Consider the following 17580-nt stretch of genomic DNA (forward strand, 5'->3'; position numbering starts at 1 on the left):
TCTTAACTATTTCGAGTTGGACTACCTCCAGGTCTATTTGTTATCTATATTCAACAAGATTCTCGGGATATAATTTTGTCAATATACATATCAAGTCAATCTTTCTTGAACGTAATCTGTTTACCTTTAAATCTTCTAGAATGAGTTTTATTGTTGTTCCTTCTCCTGAATAACACAGTGAACTGCACTCAATTGTTGTTCCTACGCTACATGCTGAGATAAATAATCCATTGAAAATTCAAGTTCTTTTGGAGCTGAAGACATAATCCAGTTTTATACATATATCCTTCTAATCCGCTAAGACTCCCCAAAGTAAGGTAATGATTTCCATAGGAAAAGAAGATGACCAAATATATTGCTATTGCTATTTATTGCTTTGTTATTTGATAAAGATTTTGGACAAGCTATTAACAATTAGTGGGGCTTTATAGGTGTTAGAAAGGAGGAAAATTCGATAAAAAAAGTTAAGGGAACGGCTATTGTTATTCTCATTTTTTCTTTAATGTATATAACTATATTCGGCATCGTGATTTTTAAAGATAACCATCCTCAGGTTAATAGCACTTATAAGGAGCAGCATGGAGTGGAAAGATTCTATGGAAATGAGGAGTCACAGGATCGTGTGATTCTACTGGAAGAAAAAATGTTTTCAGGTCTTGCACGTGTTAACTTAATAGAAAATGCACAGGAATCTATTGATGTCTCCTATTATGCGATCCATAAAGGATACATTACTGATTTATTGTTAGGGATGATATTGGATGCGGCCGATCGTGGAGTAAAGGTAAGGATTCTTTTGGATGGAATTTTCCATGGTCTTAGATTTAGTCTGAAAGACGTTCAATACGCCTTAATCAATCATCCAAATATCGAAATTAAATTTTATGAACCATTAAATCCTTTACTGCCTTGGACATGGAATAATCGACTCCATGATAAATTACTTATTATCGATCATATGTATGCAATTATCGGCGGCAGAAATATCGGGAATCGTTATTTTATTCAAGAAGGTGAAAAATCCCCTACGAATGACCGAGATGTTCTAATCATTAATACGGATCCCAAGTTAAAGGAAGGCAGTGTTTTGTATCAAATGGAAGACTACTTTAATCACGTCTGGGACCATCCCATTACAAAAGTTCCTTTTAAAGAGCTATCCACACACCAACAAAAGAAAGCAAAAGAAGCCAATCAACAATTAAAACAGAAACTAGGAAATTTGAGAAAAACGGATAAAAAATTATTTGCTAGTTATTATGATTGGGTAAAAATGTCCCTTCCTACTAAAAATATCACCTTTATTCATAATCCTATACAAAGATTTAATAAAGAACCTTGGGCTTGGTATGATTTAACGAATCTCATGAAGAATTCGAAAAAGTCCATAGTCATTCAAAGCCCTTATGTTATTCCAACGAAACCTATGCTTCCTTATATAGATACGTTACAAGTCTCTCCTGAAAAGATAACGATTTTAACGAACTCGTTAGCATCGACAGCAAATGTTATGGCCTATTCAGGACATATTAAACATATTAATGGGATGTCAAAAAAAGGTGTGAATGTATTGGAATATCAGGGGCCTGACTCCCTACATGCTAAAACATTTATCTTTGATAATCAATTGAGTGCCATTGGAGCATTTAATATGGATTCTAGGTCGGCGTTTTTAAATACCGAGTCTATGGTCGTTATTGATAGCGTGGAATTTACCGAAATTCTCGAAAAAGAAATGAACCAGTATTTTAAAAAGAGCTTAAAGGTAGCAAAGGATGGGTCGTATATAGAAGACCCAAACTTAAAACCAGGTAAAGTAAGTTGGGTTAAATCATTCAGTATAAAAGGACTATCCTATATAACGGATTTATTCCAGCACTTATTATAAGGCTCTACTCAATAAACTCAGATAGCTATAGATAAATTGGATGAAAAAACACCAAACTTATCGAATACAGCCTTTAAAAAAGATTGATTGATAGTTGAGGTGGAATTTTCCAAGTTATTGACAAGTTCCCCAAAAAAGGCTGACATTCTAATTAGAATGTCAGCTTTTTTATTTGGGAAGTTATGTACTTAACTAACCTGTCCGGTTTAGTTTATGGGTAGACATTCACAAACTAATTTTTATTAGTGGTTTTCTGTTCCGCAAAGAACGGATCATTTTTTCCGAATTGACTGGCCCGAAACTTCGCACATTTGGCTCAATTTATCTGCATTATTCAATAATAAGTAATTAAAAAATAGCATTAGTAGGTAAAACCCAATGCTATATTTCTACTTCTAAATCACTACGGTAAATTGTATTAGTAAATACAACTTTTTCAGGGATTCCACTGCTCTTTTTGTGGTTAATCTTCCGACAAGGTATAGCAAACTTCGGGTCGTGCCAGGCCAGGCACCCAAAATAATTTCTTAAAAACACGAGGGCTTGCACCATGGATAAATAGACTAAGAAACTAGGCTAACGAAAAAACGTTATAGATATATTGGAATTTTTATACTTCTAGATATTTAAGAAAAGCAAAGAACCGAATTTTCAGTTTATTGCTTTCCTTTTTTCTATTTCAAATTAATTTTTGTTCTTCTTATTATATTAAAATAAAAAGTTTATATTTTTTATGCAGAAATTGTTAACTCTTTGTGAATGGTAGGTGATGGTAATTCGGTTTTAAAATCTAATAACGTTGAGATAATAGGATTCCTAATATTAATATTTATAAAATAGATAAGTTTTGAATTTGTTTATCGATAAAATAAACTTTATATTAGAATAATATTTATTTATACTTTAATAGTAATAAAAATATACATAGTGATATTCAACTACTTCTCTAATCTGGAGAATATTTGTGAAAAGTTGAATATTGTATTTTAACTCTTGTTTTTCCACTAATAGAGATGGCAGAAAGGAAGTGCAAGAATGAAGCGTAGATCATTCGTAACTACTCAGCCATACCCTTGATTTAGGAGTTTGTTAGGCAATATTTTGCTTTATTTGTTTTTGTTTCAGTAAAGACTTGTGCACATACCACTGCATCTTGTGGTGATGTTTGTCATACAACACAATAACAAAGCAGCTAAACACGCTTCTTGGTCAGATTTCTTTAGCTATCTGGTATCTTCATGGGGTGCCTGAGTAGTTACAAAAAGTGTTTTAATATTTTACAGATTGATAGATAGGAGGGTAAATATGGAAGGATTATCTCTGCTTTTAACATTTGGTGTCGGGGCTGTAGCATTTTGTTCACCCTGAGTATTGGCAATGTTCCCTGCGCTATTTGGATTTTTAAGTGGGGAAGTAGCTGGTTCAGCTACTGATCTTCGTTCAATAAGAAAGAAGTTTTGGAAGAATGCAGTTTTCTTTGTATTAGGATTTTCGATTATTATGGTGGTATTGGGGGTTATTGCCTCCTTTATCGGGGAAGCAGTTTCATCTGTTGTAGGAACAGTAAAGGTGATTTCGGGTATAATTCTATTATTCTTAGGATTACATCAAATGCGATTATTTCATCTTAAATTTTTACCGAAGTTCACAAAGCTTGAAACAGCAGTTGCAAATCAAGTTGGAGCTGTGAAGCCTGGTTATCTACGTTCTTTCGTAGCTGGTTTAGTTATTGCTCCTGGTTGGGGTCAAATCTTTTTAGGAAGTGTCCTGCTTGTTGTTGCAGTGAATGGGAATCTTGTTCTAAACATTTTACACATGATTGCCTATTCGTTAGGGTTTAGCCTTATGTTCTTTATTACGTTTATTTTTGGAGAACCTTTACGTCGTCTCTATCAGAAGTTAGGAGATAAAGCTAAGAGAATGGAACAATTCGGTGGGGCGATGATTGTCTTTGTAGCATTGTTAATGATTAGTGGAAAACTAAACTGGATTACTGATTTAGCAAATTGGAAGGGCGGCCTTCTTGTTCGCAATTTCATAGACCTTTTTTAGTTAGAGGTGAACAAAGCTACATCAATAAATTCATTATCTACAATCAGCACACCAGACATGTGGAGTGTGTGGCGAAACTAATTTTAAACTAATTGAGGGGAGCTTGTTTCTTAGCTGAAACGGCTCTTTTTATTTAGTTAGTTTTTGGACAAAATACAGCAAACTTCGGGTCGTGCCAGGCACCCATAATAAAGCCTAACCCTCGTTTCTCTATTTTGAATTAGAGGGTCGAGGGTTAAATCTTTTTACAAACTTTTTTGTATGTAGAACGTTTTATTTCTTACGCTTTACTTCGATTCTATAGCCATCAGGGTCAGTAACAAAGAAGTAAGAAGGTGTTCCACCTGAAAGTCCTCTCAATTCACCTGTTTCATAAGGAGAAGCTTTACAAATTTTATGCATTTCTTCTAAATCATCTACTGTTACGCCTAAATGACTGAAACCATTTCCTATAACATATGGTTCTGCATCATAATTGTAAGTAAGTTCTATTTGTACTGAAGAACCCGGTGAATTTAGATAGATTAAATCAAATTTATCTTCAGGGAATTCTCTGCGACTGGCTACTTCAAAATCAAAAAGCTTAGTATAAAAATCTAAAGTAGCATCAATGTCTCTAACACGTAAACAAATTTCAACAAGCACTTGGTTCATTTTATCATCCTCCGTAACTTTATTTGATTTTATCTTATCATAGATACTATATAAGTACATTTGATACGATTGATTAACGTTAATTGTTGTTTAAATGATTGTTAATGATTTAAAAACAGTATCTTAATTCCGACATACATTATAAGTATCTCGCATTATTAGAAAATGATACGACGTTAGGAGCAGTTCATTCAAGTAGAATATCTGGCAAAATTAATTTTATACTATAATGAAGGGAGTTTGTTTCTTAATTGAAACGACTCTTTTTTTAGTTAGTTTTCGACAAAAAATAGCACACTCCGGGTCGTGCCAGGCACCCCCAAAAAAAAGAAATAATTTTATACCAAATTCTCACTAACTCCTCTAAAAAACATGCAATTGGGGGTGAATTGATATCAATTCACCCCCAATTGGGTGTTTTTTAAGCGATTTCCGCGATATTTGGTAATTGTACAAAATTCGGCTCCTTCTATACATTTGGAATAGAACGTGCGGGAAATGAATTCCCGACTTTGACAAAAGGAGCTTCCCAATGGAAAAACTAAACTATGAAATAATTAAACAATATCAATCTTTTACATCTATTGACGAAATGGATCTAGCGGTTCGTGGGTTCTTATATAAATTCAAATCATCTCTATCAGAGGGAGTAATCAAAGTGTTGAATTTTCTGTGGAGATATTCAGTGAAAGTGGTTGGGGTGTCATTTGCGAAATATGATACCATTGCAAACGAAATCAGTTTGAGCCGCAGAACGGTCATTCGTGCGGTGAAGCTTTTAGAGGAACTTTTATTTCTTAAAAAGATTCCTACCGCACGCATGAATGGAAAGCAAGGAGTGAATCTCTTAGTGATCCAGCCTTTTGAATCGATTGACTCCTTTTACAACCTGTGTCACCCCAGGATGTCACTCTACCTGTCACTCCTAATAAAGCAGAGAATAAGCAAAGCTCACTCTGTGAGATTAATAAACAAAACCGTATTGACGTAATAAGGTCTCAAAATCATCAAGAGTCCATGGAAACTACTCATTCTCCAAAAACACATGCAGAGGAGAAACAGAACAAAAATGTAGAAGAGCAAACTAACGCTACTCAGAACCGTCAAACTCAACTTCATGAAACAGCATGGCATGAACTAGACTCAAGTTTCTTACCAGATTATGTTCATGAAGATTTTATAAAAGCAGCTAAGCCTTTCTTGCCCATTGACGACATCTATAACCTTTGGTCCAAAGTTCATCTTGCTTGTCAAAAATTAAACCTGTCGATCCCTTTAGATGATGTGATCGAATCTATTATCACGGACTTTAAACAAACCATTTTCAAGTACAAGAAAGGGAAAATTCATACAACCTTTGAAGGGTACTTTTACAGGGTCGTGTATAGCAGACTTTGGCATGTGAAAAAAACTGAACATATCCAGCATTGGTACAACAATCTTTTAAGCTAATATTTTGGCATGCAATTTTTCTCAACAATACTAGTACCTAAAGTGTTAAAAAGTAGACACTCTTTAAAAAGAGCTCCTTTTAATCGGTAAATAGCAATATTTTTATAAAAATAGACACCAAAGTTCAATTTTGCCCTCTTTTATTAAAAGGATATTTTCGTATAGATTGTTGCTTTCTTAACCATACTATGTCAAGAAGTTCATAAAAAAAGACCTTAATTAAAAGGTCGATATTTTTTATAATTTGTTTCTTATTGTAACAATGCCCCTAGAAAGACAAAGGCATTTACAAATGAATGAGTTATGATTGAAACGATTATTCTCTTCGTTTTAACATATACAAATGATAAAACGAATCCCGTTGCAATGTAGGATAATAAGTGTTTAAAATCCATATGCGGAACAGCAAAGGCAATTGAAGATACCAAACTTGCAATAAAGAAGTTGGTCTTCGTGTATAGTGTACCAAAAATAATTTTCCTACACATAACTTCTTCAAAAAGGGGTGCAAAAATAATAGTGGTTACTAAGTTAATTAACAACATAATGGGACTTAAAGTGTCTAAAATATCAGTTTTTGATTGACTACGTTCAGATACAGGATTTGTATTGAATATATAAGTTTCGATTAATCCAACTATTATTTGAGCGACTATTATCATAAAAAAACCTATTATAATCCACTTTATAGACTTTTTAAACGGAAGAGCATCCTTTGATACTCCCTTTTTTATATCAGGATTTAATAGAAATAAAATAATAATCGTAGTTAGAATTGAACCTATCAATTTACCATATAAGAAAGCATTTTCTTTTGGAATACCGAATCCGTTTATCAATATGGGAGCAACTACATACAAAACTGAAAAAACAAAACAAATATAAGTCATCAACACTCCCCAATATCTTTTAGACATAAAAACCTCCTATAAGAATATCTGAATAATATAATAACATTTATACCACACTTCTCTTAGTTTTATTTATTTTTCCTCTTTTTTTGAGGTTTCAAAATCCTATTTTGTCTATTAACCACAATTTATACGAAAACAGCCTATAAAAAAGAGCTTCTAAGTTAGTTAATAAATCTAATCAAAAAAATGTTTTGTCCTTTCCAAACTTTTGATTGACGCGTTACGTTCATTTATTTTCCCATAAATTATGTAATAGTCTTAAAAAGAGTAATTCTTTTGATAGATTATAGGATTAGTAATTGAGAACTTAAGAAGAAGAAATGGACAGACGAAAGAGGGTTTAGCAGGGAAATGCTTATCTTGAGTGCTCAACGATTTATATTGAAAGGGATCAGGATATTTCAAACTTGTCGACCATATTGAACATTGCGCTTTGCTATTAGGATTTCGTGCCAGGCACCAGAAAGTATCGGAAGCAGATAAAAATATTCAAAAAATTGTTCAAAATTGCTGATAGATTATATTATGGAGAGAATATATATAGAAATTCCCAAAAATTCGGTTCCTAACTGAAGAGTTTGATTTTTTAGGATATACTTGATAGAACAAAAAAACTTGGTAATAAAGTTAAGTCGTTCATTTCTGAATCACAAAGTGTAAAGAAGTAATTGTAGCAATTCCAATTAAAACATAGAAAAATGGACGGGAATTTTTATGGGAATAATGCCTTACTGGAAATTAATAATACTAAATAAGAAAGGGTGGTATCGATGGTGATAGACACAGTTTTATTAATAAAATTAGGGATTGCAGCATTGCTTGGGTTGTTGTTAGGGATTGAACGGGAAGTTAAACATAAACCAGTCGGCATGAAGACATCTGTCGTTATCAGTGTTGCCGCCTGTTTATTAACGGTTGTATCGATTGAATCCAGTTACCGATATGCGGAAGAGTATATTCGGCCGATGGACCCGCTAAGACTTGCGGCTCAAATCGTGTCAGGAATCGGTTTCTTAGGGGCGGGGGTTATTCTTAGAAGGTCCAATGAAGTGATTTCAGGGCTTACAACGGCTGCCATTATTTGGGCTGCGGCAGGAATAGGGATTGCGGTTGGAGCTGGTTTTTACATAGAAGCTGTAGTAGGAGTAGTTTTAGTGCTTATTGCCGTCCAAGTAATCCCGTGGTTGATGGAGTGGATTCTTCCAAGGAAAATGCAACAACAACAAATTCGACTCAAAATTCGTTTACGCCATGATGCTGATTTAACAAAGTTATTAAAAGAATTAAAAGCACTTAAAGTTACAACGAAACATGTTCGTGTGAAAGATTCTGAGAACGAGTCGAAAAATATGGTTTTAGAAGCCATGATTGATAAAAGGCGATACATTACAGATGTCTATGAAGATGTTAAGAAAATTGACGGTGTTATATCGGCAGAGGTCGAAGGGAAATAAGAAGGCATGAATCCGCGCAGGTGGAAAATAATGCGGGTCGTACTAGGTACCAAAAAAGGCACAAAAACCCAAAGAACCCAATTCGATATTGGGTTCTTTGGGTTTTTGACATGTGAAACAGGAACTTCCGAGGTTATTCGGAACGTTTCCGGTCGTTACAGGACTTGGAGGGATTAACACCCTCTCTTTTTGTCGTCTTTACGATTGAGCTCCTCATAAAATGCTGCTTCCAGTTCACGATCCTGCTCTTTTAAAGTTTCATTCTCTTCATGAATATTCGCTTTTTCACGAAGTACGGTTTCCCGGACTGTTTCAGTGTCCTGAGTTTTTCGTTTGCCAATGACGACTTCTTCAGAGACAACTGGTTTTTTCGTTACTTCCACTCGCTCTTCTGTAATCGGAACACGAATCGTTTCACCATCTTTGAACGGACGGGCAGTTTTATCGAATACGTCGTCTTCTAGATGTATATTGTTGTTGTCCTCCACAGGTCGGCGTTCAACATATACTTCCTCACGCTCAACAGGAACTTCCAATACTTGGTTTTCTTCTACAACTTCTTTATCTACGCGCATTTCACCCGTCTTGACACGCTCTTTATTTACATTCAGACGCTCTTCATGAAGGCGTAATTTTTCTTCCTCTGTTAGATTGGTTCCTGTCAGATCAGTTGCTGTCAGATCTGTATTTAGGTCATTGTATTCTTGATCGACGTATAAAAGATAGCCGCCATTTTCTATTTCATTATAATATCTTTCAGATTCTACATCCGTAAACCCTATCATACGGAATTTTTCGCGTACAGGATCTTCACCTGTTAGGAATGATATAAACCGATCACTCCATGAGCGATTTGCCGACTGTACTTCCACATCTACACGACCACGCAGGATGGAAGGGGCTTCGTCATCCTTTGTAATGACATAAATATCATCTTGGGAGTAGCCTTTTAATGTTAACTCCTCAATTTTTGACAACAATTCTGCTTGATTTTGAAAAACACCAATAATCTTTTTACTCTCATTCATTATGGAAACCTCCTCTAGAATCTTGTTAAGATTTGCTATATCATGTATACCCGCAACTTTTGTTCTGAAACTTTCGTTGAAGATTGTAATATTTTTTTAATAAAAACCTTTACGATTTGGGAGGAGCATGATGAGTAGGGATAGTCTTACGAAATGATTTTGAACTTTTTATGGAAAAATCTAAAGAAAAAACTTCTTAGTTAATTAAATAAAGGGTTGTTCTCATCTTGGTAAAGATAATAGATTCCGTTTTTTCAATAGGAAGTAAAAAAGTGAAAAGTTTATATCATAGGCATACCCTTATCGTTTAAACTCTTTTTGAAAGAGATCAAAAACCTCTATTATATGAACAAATTATGAAAAATGAAAGTAATAATTAACTTTTTTTGGAAAAAATATTGTTATTCTAGAGAAGGTTTAGTAAAATTGTAATTAACTTGTAATAATTGTTGACTTTCTAATGGTGATAGGTTTGGTCTCAGTTTGGAGGAAGAAAATTCCTTATACAGCTGGTAAATTATTTCACAGAAATCTATCGATCGTTAGAAAAAGGATATTTTTTGTTTTTAGAGTTAATGGGATGTAGTTTGTCGCATGTTTTTTTTTGTTTTTTATTCTTTTATGGACGCTTAAGACATATAGTTAAATACCATGTCTTTTTAAGAAGAGAAGAAATAGGACTAGGTACAGTTATCGCTATTGATCTCTTCTGTTACTGCAACTTAGATTGCTGGTAATTTAATAAGAAAGAGGAGAATGAATGAGAACTCTAAGTGGTAGATTTGATATCGTTTCGAAAATGAACGATTTAATAGATAAAGCTGAATCTCTGGGATGTAAAGTAGTTTTAACACATGATAAGAGAATTTGTTTTACACCTGATCGAATAATTTATATCCCACCATTGGCGGATTTAGATACGATGTACGCATTAGCTCACGAAATGGGCCATTTGTTAGATTACTTAGACGGAACGCTTGATTATGATTCTTGGAAAACAAATAAACAATATAGAATCAACGCTGAAATGAAAGCTTGGATTAATGCTTATTCATTATTAAGTGAGGTAGATGCACCGTTTGAGAATTGGGAAAAGCATATTCAGGGTAAATTATCTACTTACTTTGAATACGAAGAGGTTTCATAAAAAAACAGTTATTATCAAAGAAGATTCAAGGATTTGAGTTGTAAGCTTATTAAAAGATTAATAACTGAACAAGGCCAACTTTAACTGCACCATAATTGTTAGACGCAAACTAACAATTATGGTGCAGTTTTTTTGTGAGTGACAAAGGGTTTGAGAAAATGTTCAGAGGGTATTGAATAATTAAATATTTTTAAAGGAGGTACCAAATCATGAGATTAGAGGTAAAATGCAATGTTGAGAATTGTAAGTATTGGGAAAAAGGTGACCAGTGCGTTGCTGATTCGATCTATGTGGTTGGTTTAAATGGTAGGGAAGAGGCTGCTAGTGTCGACGAAACGGCTTGCAAAACTTTTGAAGAGTGTTAATAGGCTTTCCAAAACGAGTGAAACTAGAGGGAAAAAGCTGTATACGAAATATTGAGCCTTAATAACTCATACACTTTCCCGTTACTAGAAAAAGGATTGAGTGCTCTATGAATCTTGGGTTCATGAGCCCTCAGTCCTTTTTTTGATCCTGCAATGATTTTTATACAGTTATCAAAGAGGTTTACAAATGCCAGAGCGGAATGATAAACAGCACTTCCAGGCACAAAAAACAAAAAGAACCCATTATTGGGTTCTTTTGCGTAAGGCATGTGAAACAAGAAAATTCGAGTCTTTTCGAGATTTTTCGGGTCGTCCCAGTGACCTTGTTTTAAGTAAAATAGTTTAAAAACCCGGTAATGATGATGGCGTTGAAGAAATCTGAGAAGGTCCCACCGATTGGAATAGCTATATAAGCAGCTGGAGAAGGACCGTATTTTCTTGTGATTGTCTGCATGTTTGCCATTGCATTAGACGTTGAACCCATTGCATAGCCAATGAAACCAACAGTCTGAACGGTTGCATCATAACTTTTACCCAATATATTGAATAAGATAAAATAACTAAATATAAACATAAATATCACTTGGGCAATGAGAATCACAATGATTGGAATCGCCAAATCGGCTAATACCCATAGTTCTAGTCCCATCATAGCCATGGCAAGGAATAAGGAAAGAGACACTTCACTAATCGTGTGTAATTCATAATCTGGATGCTGGTGGCCTGTTAGCTCAACAATATTTCGTATGACAGCCCCCATCACTAAGGCTCCCATATATCCAGGGAATGTAATCCCAGTAGACGCTAAAAGTTCAGATACGATGACGCCTGTCCCTAAAGCTAGCGCAAGTAACATCCCTGCATTGACGAAACGTGAACTATTTGTTTTAAATGTATCTTCTTCTAATGTTTCTGCCCCTTTTTCTTTCGCAGCAGCGACTTCAGTCATAGCAATTTGCTTCTTCCGTTCGAGCTGACTTATCCGTTTGCGCATCGTTGGTCCACCTAACAAGCTACCTGCCACGAGTCCAAAGGTTGCGGCAGCTAGACTCACGGCAGTCGCACCTTCAACACCGTAAATGGGGCTTTCCATCGTAGCACCAAATGCAGCAGCTGTACCAGGCCCACCCATAAGTGCGATCGAGCCAACTCCGACACCTAGTCTAGGATCAATCCCAAATAGTGAGGCAATACTTGTCCCAATCAGATTTTGAATTGTCAGGACAACAACCGAGACAAATAGAATCAGTACAATTAGTTTTCCACCCCGTCTAATAAGGGGGATACTAGCAGAAAATCCAACAGTCGTGAAAAAAACGGTCATTAAGATGGACTGTAATGTACTGTCTAATGAAATGGTCATTGTTCCGCTTGCAGTAAGGATTGTGTTAAGTATTGCAAATAAGAGCCCGCCAACCAATGGTGCAGGAATATAATATTTACTTAAAAAGGCACTTTTCTTAATTAAAAAATTTCCTATCCAAAAAATAATCGCAGCTAAACCTACAGTCTGATACATATCTAGTTGTAATTCAAACATATATTTCCTCCAATTTATTTATGATGTTATTTTTTCATTGATGAACAATGATGGGTTAATAAAAAGTTAGCATTCTAAAAACCTAGTAGATTAAGATAAATGAGCAATACTTATAATTATGAACTATCAAAGGTGTTTTTAGCAAGTGTCTCTATTTTATAAAATTATTGTTAAGATAGACATGTTTAATATAATACATTTAAGTGTAGAATTTCATTTAATAATTGAGGCGAACTCTACTATATTAATAAGTCTGTATTTAGTAATTAAGCAGTGTGGAATGTGTGGCGAAACTAGTTTTAAAACCTTGAAATAATACTTGGATGTAACTACCATTTAGGATAAAAATTTAAACTTGAACTTAATCGTAGGATTAGTTTTAATTAGTTATGCAAGTTGATTGTTGAAACAAGATTTATCGAGGGGTCACAGGAAAATTTGTGGGGATTGCCTTATTTTCGTACAGAAATGGATAAAATGTATGAAATAAATTATGATGATTAATATAAATTTAATTAGAACCCGAATTTTCGAGGATATTCGGGATTTTTCGGGTCGTCCCAGGGACTTAGGTTTTGAAGAAAGGATTTGAATATGAAAGATAATTTTTGGAATGATTTACCTAGACCATTTTTTATACTCGCCCCAATGGAAGATGTGACGGATGTTGTTTTCCGTCATGTAGTAAGTAAAGCGGCTAGACCTGATGTATTTTTTACAGAGTTTGCAAACACTGAGAGTTATTGTCATCCAGAGGGACAGCAAAGTGTGCGTGGGCGTTTGACTTTCACAGAGGATGAACAACCCATTGTGGCCCATATTTGGGGTGATAAACCTGAATATTTTCGGCAAATGAGTATTGGGATGGAGAAACTTGGGTTTCGGGGGATTGATATCAATATGGGTTGTCCTGTACCTAATGTGGCGTCGAACGGGAAGGGAGCCGGACTCATTCAACGTCCAGAAGTTGCGGCAGATATAATTCAAGCAGCAAAAGCAGGAGGGTTGCCTGTTAGTGTAAAAACAAGGCTTGGTTATACAGATGTAGACGAATGGCGCGATTGGCTGACTCATTTATTGAAACAGGACATTGTTAATCTATCGGTTCATCTTCGTACAAGAGAGGAAATGAGCAAAGTTGCTGCCCATTGGGAACTGATTCCGGAGATTAAGAAACTTCGTGACGCGATCGCACCCGATACCCTTTTAACCATTAACGGAGATATTCCTGATCGGCAAGTTGGCATGAAGCTCGCTGAACAATATGGTGTGGATGGAATTATGATCGGGCGCGGTATTTTTAAAAATCCATTTGCCTTTGAAAAAGAGCCAAAAGAACATAGCAGTAAGGAATTGCTTGATCTCTTGAGGTTGCAGCTTGATCTTCATGATCAATATTCAAAAGAAATGGAGCCGCGTTCATTTCCTCCTCTCCAACGCTTTTTTAAGATTTATGTCAAAGGTTTCCGGGGCGCGAGTGAATTAAGACATCAACTGATGAGCACAAAATCAACGGATGAAGTGCGGGAAATGCTCGATCACATTGTGATTGAAGAGGATTAATTATAGCAATTAAAAACCCATTTAATGATACAGAGCCTAAGAGGATTGGTTAGGTCTATTAGCCCTTTATTTCGTGCTAAGGATAAAACAGTAACGATACAATTTTAAAAAACATCATTGTTATGCTCTATAGCATTGTATAACAATGATGTTTTTTTAATATTTTCAACCTTGTGTACTAGCCTAAACGGCATCTTTCCCATATTCGGGTCGTCACAGGGACTTTGTTTTAAAAAGGTAACCCCTAGAAAGGTCAGAACATACTTGAAGGTAAAGTTAAAAGGCATGAGTCCAGTTCATTACTGAATCCATGCCTTACAAGTAGTTTATTAACTTTTAGTGAAGTTCAGAACTTTTCCTATGTTTCTTAGGCAGGCTTTACTTTCGTTTTGAGGACAGAATACCCAAGGTCTTCAATAGCCATTTCGATATCTTCGATTGCGACCATGTTTGAATGGAAATCCGTTTTTACTTTCCTTGAGTTGAATCATACTTTTACGTATCCTCTGCAACGCCGCCGTTTAGTTTTTTACTGCATTCTCAATTTTTTGCATACAGGATGGACAAAAGAGTGTGTCTAGTTGAATGGTAGGTTTTGTAAGGTTTTTCCCTTTTTTCTCAAGCTTGGTAAGCTTTGTCTAATTCTGATAACATAGTATATGTGGTTTCATACGTTTCACATACATCCCCAGGAACTTTATAGTTGTCTGTGATTATACGTAATTGAGTAAATTCAGCATCCAAGTCTGGTTTGTTTACGTGTCCGATTTTTACTTTTTCGCTGATTTTTGTAAATAATTCACGTACTTCAAAAGCTTCTGGATGACTTTTACCATGAGCCCGCGTAATGGCATGAGTAAATAAATCTAATTTTTCAAGATAGTTTGTTGCCACTTCGTTAAAAGTTCTATTTTGGACTGACATCATTGTTTCCCTCTTTCTTGAGTCATTTTTTGTATCTGAGTTTTAGGCAGATCTTACTTTTGATTTGAGGACCTCATAGCCTAAGTTTTCGATGGCTTTTTCAATATCGTCAATAGCTACTGTATTTGAATCAAAATCCAATCTTACTTTGCTTGCATTAAATAATACTTTTACGCTATCTTGATGGATCCCTTTCACCCCTTTTACGGCATTTTCAATTTTTTGCATACATGATGGACAAGATAATGTTTCTAATTGAATGACTGCTTTTTGCATAATTGATTTCCCCTTTCCCATATCTATTAGGCTTTGTTTGTTCTTTCTTTTTCTCTTTACAATTTAAGTGTAGCTTAGTTTTAACGAACTAAAATTGATAGAAATCAAGTTTTATAAAAAAGTAGGGGAAGTGGTTTGTACGTAAGAATTTAATTTTCCCCCGTTCTTTTTCATAGCTCTCCTTTTAGAATTTACCTCTTAAACGGTATTTCAACAATCTCATGCCATTTAAGATAACTACTAGAATACTTGCCTCGTGTACCAACATCCCAATTGACATGTTCATCCACTCACTAAATAGTAAGCTTGCGAGCAAGACCAATACTACACCTACTGCAATGAAGATGTTTTGTTTCATGTTTCTAGCAGTTGACTTTGTCAAACCTAATGCGTGTGGCAAGCGGCTGAAGTCAGAGTTCATCAAGACGACATCGGATGTTTCAATCGCAACGTCTGTTCCACTTCCCATGGCAATACCGATATCCGCTAAGGCTAAGGAAGGACTGTCATTAACCCCGTCACCGACAAAGGCGACAATTTGACCTTCTGCTTGCATTTTTTCAATATAAGCAGATTTTCCTTCAGGTAACATATGACCATACGCTTCTGTTAAACCGAGTTCACGAGCAACTAAATCAACGGTTCCTTGGTTGTCTCCTGAGAGGACGACCAGGTTTTTCACGCCTAGTTTTTTCAGTTTTTGAAGATCTTGTTTTACGCCCGGGCGGATTATATCCCGAATACCCATTAGAACTTTTAATTCTCCATCAACTGCAGTTAGGACAAGAGAGTTTCCGTTCTTTTCAAAACGTTTGACGTCTTTCATGGCCTTTTCGTTTAATTCTACCTTTTCCTTTTCCATTAAAGCTACGTTACCAACGGCTATACGATGACCATTAACCTTTGCGACAATTCCTCCACCTTTAACAACCTCGGTTTCTTCTACAGCAGAGAAAGTTGTCTCACCAATGTCCTTTAGGACGGCCTTTGCCAGTGGGTGGTCTGACTCACGTTCTACACTAGCTAAGTATCCTAGTATTTCCTCCGAATTATTTCCATAGAATTCTTTTTCTGCAACTTCGGGATTTCCTACTGTCAATGTTCCTGTTTTATCAAAAACAATTGTATCTACTTTGCTAAAGTCATTGATAACTTCACTACCTTTTAAGAGTACGCCATTACGTGCACCGTTTCCGATACCAGCAACATTGGATACAGGAACGCCGATCACTAATGCTCCAGGGCACCCTAATACAAGAATTGTGATTGCTAGTTCAATATCTTTTGTGAACATCCAAATGATAAAAGCCAGGACTAAAACGGCTGGTGTATAGTATTTTGAGAACCGATCAATAAACCGTTCTGCTTCTGACTTTGAATCTTGAGCCTCTTCAACTAATTCGATAATTCTACCAAAAGTAGTGTCTTCCCCGACACGGTCGGCTCGAATTTGAATGGTTCCATTTTCTAAGATGGTTCCTGCGAATACTTCAGAATCTGCCTTTTTGCTTACGGGCACAGATTCACCAGTTATACTTGCTTCATTGATGTGACCTTCACCAGTCAACACGGTTCCATCAACAGGGACTTTAGAACCAGTTTTAACTAACAAAATATCCCCTTCGTCCACCTCATCGACGTCAACTTCTTCAAATTCTCCATTTTCCATTTGTTTCAAAGCACTTTCTGGTGCCATCTCAGTTAATTCTTTAATAGCGGAGCGGGTTTTGTTTAAGGTACGTTGTTCCAAGTAAGAACCGAATAAGAATAAGAAGGTAACGATCGCTGATTCTTCATAGTTTTGAATCAATAATGCTCCAATAACCGCAATGGTAACTAATACATCGATACTGACAACTTTTACCTTTAATGCCTGATAGGCTTGTATAGCAATCGGTGCTACTCCAAGAATGGAGGCGATGATGAGCGACCAATTGAAGATTACCATGTTTTCTAAAGCAAATCGGCCAAAAAATCCAAGCGCAATTAAAATGGCACTAATGAGTGTAATAGGGTTCTTCTTACTTAATATAAACCTTTGCATTTTGAATCCCTCCAAACATTTTTGTTCATAATGCTAGTATAGGATGCTTTGAAAATATAAAAATTGATTCGAATCAAGTTACATCATTTGTTTTCACCATGGTTTATTTCTCCTTTACGTTTTTAAGATGTTAGTTAATTTGTTTATCCATATCTTCTTTACACTTTCAGTATAGAGTGTTTTGGGTTGATAAGAATTGACCGAAATCAAGTTGTAAAGTTATTAAGAACATAACTCATAACTGTGTTTTATAACCTATTTGATTTGCGAGGACTTTCA

15 protein-coding genes and 1 pseudogene are annotated in these 17580 nt (G+C 35.5%); 8 read left to right on the forward strand and 8 right to left on the reverse strand.

All coding sequences use genetic code 11. The annotated features are described in order from the left end of the window. The first annotated feature begins 583 nt into the window (after positions 1–583). Positions 584–1888, forward strand: a complete 1305-nt coding sequence (locus R4Z10_RS02245; RefSeq protein WP_338471615.1) for a phospholipase D family protein — start codon at positions 584–586, stop codon at positions 1886–1888. Between the two features lie 1377 nt (positions 1889–3265). Further along, a complete protein-coding gene (locus tag R4Z10_RS02250; protein WP_338473141.1) occupies positions 3266–3940 on the forward strand; it encodes a cytochrome c biogenesis CcdA family protein in 675 nt (224 codons plus the stop codon). Positions 3941–4213: 273 nt separating this feature from the next. On the opposite strand, the gene R4Z10_RS02255 is transcribed toward R4Z10_RS02250, so the two are convergent. Beyond that, positions 4214–4594 carry a VOC family protein gene (locus R4Z10_RS02255; protein ID WP_338471616.1) on the reverse strand — a complete coding sequence of 127 codons (381 nt, stop codon included), beginning with the start codon at positions 4592–4594 and terminating at the stop codon, positions 4214–4216. Positions 4595–5126: 532 nt separating this feature from the next. Between R4Z10_RS02255 and R4Z10_RS02260 the strand changes: the two genes are divergently transcribed. Both R4Z10_RS02260 and R4Z10_RS02265 read left to right on the forward strand, forming a co-directional pair. Then, complete coding sequence (locus tag R4Z10_RS02260; RefSeq protein ID WP_338471617.1) at positions 5127–5585, forward strand: helix-turn-helix domain-containing protein; 459 nt, start codon at positions 5127–5129, stop codon at positions 5583–5585. A 26-nt stretch (positions 5586–5611) separates the two neighbouring features. Further along, positions 5612–6046, forward strand: coding sequence for a hypothetical protein (locus R4Z10_RS02265; protein ID WP_338471618.1), 435 nt, complete (start codon positions 5612–5614; stop codon positions 6044–6046). Positions 6047–6297: 251 nt separating this feature from the next. Here the strand turns inward: R4Z10_RS02265 and R4Z10_RS02270 are convergent, their stop codons facing one another. Further along, the gene (locus R4Z10_RS02270) at positions 6298–6963 is read right to left on the reverse strand and encodes a type II CAAX endopeptidase family protein (RefSeq protein WP_338471619.1); all 666 of its coding nucleotides are present in this window, start codon (positions 6961–6963) and stop codon (positions 6298–6300) included. A 767-nt stretch (positions 6964–7730) separates the two neighbouring features. On the opposite strand from R4Z10_RS02270, the gene R4Z10_RS02275 reads away from it, so the two are divergent. After that, positions 7731–8414: an MgtC/SapB family protein gene (locus tag R4Z10_RS02275; protein WP_338471620.1), complete on the forward strand. Its 684-nt coding sequence runs from the start codon at positions 7731–7733 to the stop codon at positions 8412–8414. A 173-nt stretch (positions 8415–8587) separates the two neighbouring features. Here R4Z10_RS02275 and R4Z10_RS02280 read toward each other — a convergent pair whose 3' ends face one another. Next, entirely contained in the window at positions 8588–9442 is an 855-nt protein-coding gene (locus R4Z10_RS02280) for a YsnF/AvaK domain-containing protein (RefSeq protein WP_338471621.1), read from the reverse strand. 760 nt (positions 9443–10202) lie between these two features. Between R4Z10_RS02280 and R4Z10_RS02285 the strand changes: the two genes are divergently transcribed. Together R4Z10_RS02285 and R4Z10_RS02290 are read left to right on the forward strand one after the other, a co-directional pair. Next, positions 10203–10589: a hypothetical protein gene (locus tag R4Z10_RS02285; protein ID WP_338471622.1), complete on the forward strand. Its 387-nt coding sequence runs from the start codon at positions 10203–10205 to the stop codon at positions 10587–10589. 209 nt (positions 10590–10798) lie between these two features. Continuing rightward, positions 10799–10954, forward strand: a complete 156-nt coding sequence (locus tag R4Z10_RS02290) for a DUF1540 domain-containing protein (RefSeq protein ID WP_338471623.1) — start codon at positions 10799–10801, stop codon at positions 10952–10954. Positions 10955–11282: 328 nt separating this feature from the next. Here the strand turns inward: R4Z10_RS02290 and gltS are convergent, their stop codons facing one another. Further along, positions 11283–12494 (reverse strand): sodium/glutamate symporter, encoded by a 1212-nt coding sequence (gene gltS, locus R4Z10_RS02295; protein WP_338471624.1) that lies wholly within the window; start codon positions 12492–12494, stop codon positions 11283–11285. A gap of 594 nt (positions 12495–13088) precedes the next feature. Between gltS and R4Z10_RS02300 the strand changes: the two genes are divergently transcribed. After that, positions 13089–14057: a tRNA-dihydrouridine synthase gene (locus tag R4Z10_RS02300; RefSeq protein ID WP_338471625.1), complete on the forward strand. Its 969-nt coding sequence runs from the start codon at positions 13089–13091 to the stop codon at positions 14055–14057. A gap of 367 nt (positions 14058–14424) precedes the next feature. On the opposite strand, the pseudogene R4Z10_RS02305 reads toward R4Z10_RS02300, so the two are convergent. From R4Z10_RS02305 to R4Z10_RS02320, 4 genes and pseudogenes are all read right to left on the reverse strand, one after another. Then, positions 14425–14611 (reverse strand): annotated as a pseudogene (locus R4Z10_RS02305) (metal-binding protein). 64 nt (positions 14612–14675) lie between these two features. Then, entirely contained in the window at positions 14676–14984 is a 309-nt protein-coding gene (locus tag R4Z10_RS02310) for an iron-sulfur cluster repair di-iron protein, ric (protein ID WP_338471626.1), read from the reverse strand. A gap of 39 nt (positions 14985–15023) precedes the next feature. After that, positions 15024–15257 (reverse strand): heavy-metal-associated domain-containing protein, encoded by a 234-nt coding sequence (locus R4Z10_RS02315; RefSeq protein ID WP_338471627.1) that lies wholly within the window; start codon positions 15255–15257, stop codon positions 15024–15026. A gap of 184 nt (positions 15258–15441) precedes the next feature. Further along, positions 15442–17301, reverse strand: coding sequence for a heavy metal translocating P-type ATPase (locus R4Z10_RS02320; protein ID WP_338471628.1), 1860 nt, complete (start codon positions 17299–17301; stop codon positions 15442–15444). Between the last annotated feature and the right edge of the window lie 279 nt (positions 17302–17580).

This window comes from Niallia sp. XMNu-256 (assembly GCF_036670015.1).
Classification (GTDB): Bacteria; Bacillota; Bacilli; order Bacillales; family Cytobacillaceae; genus Bacillus_BD.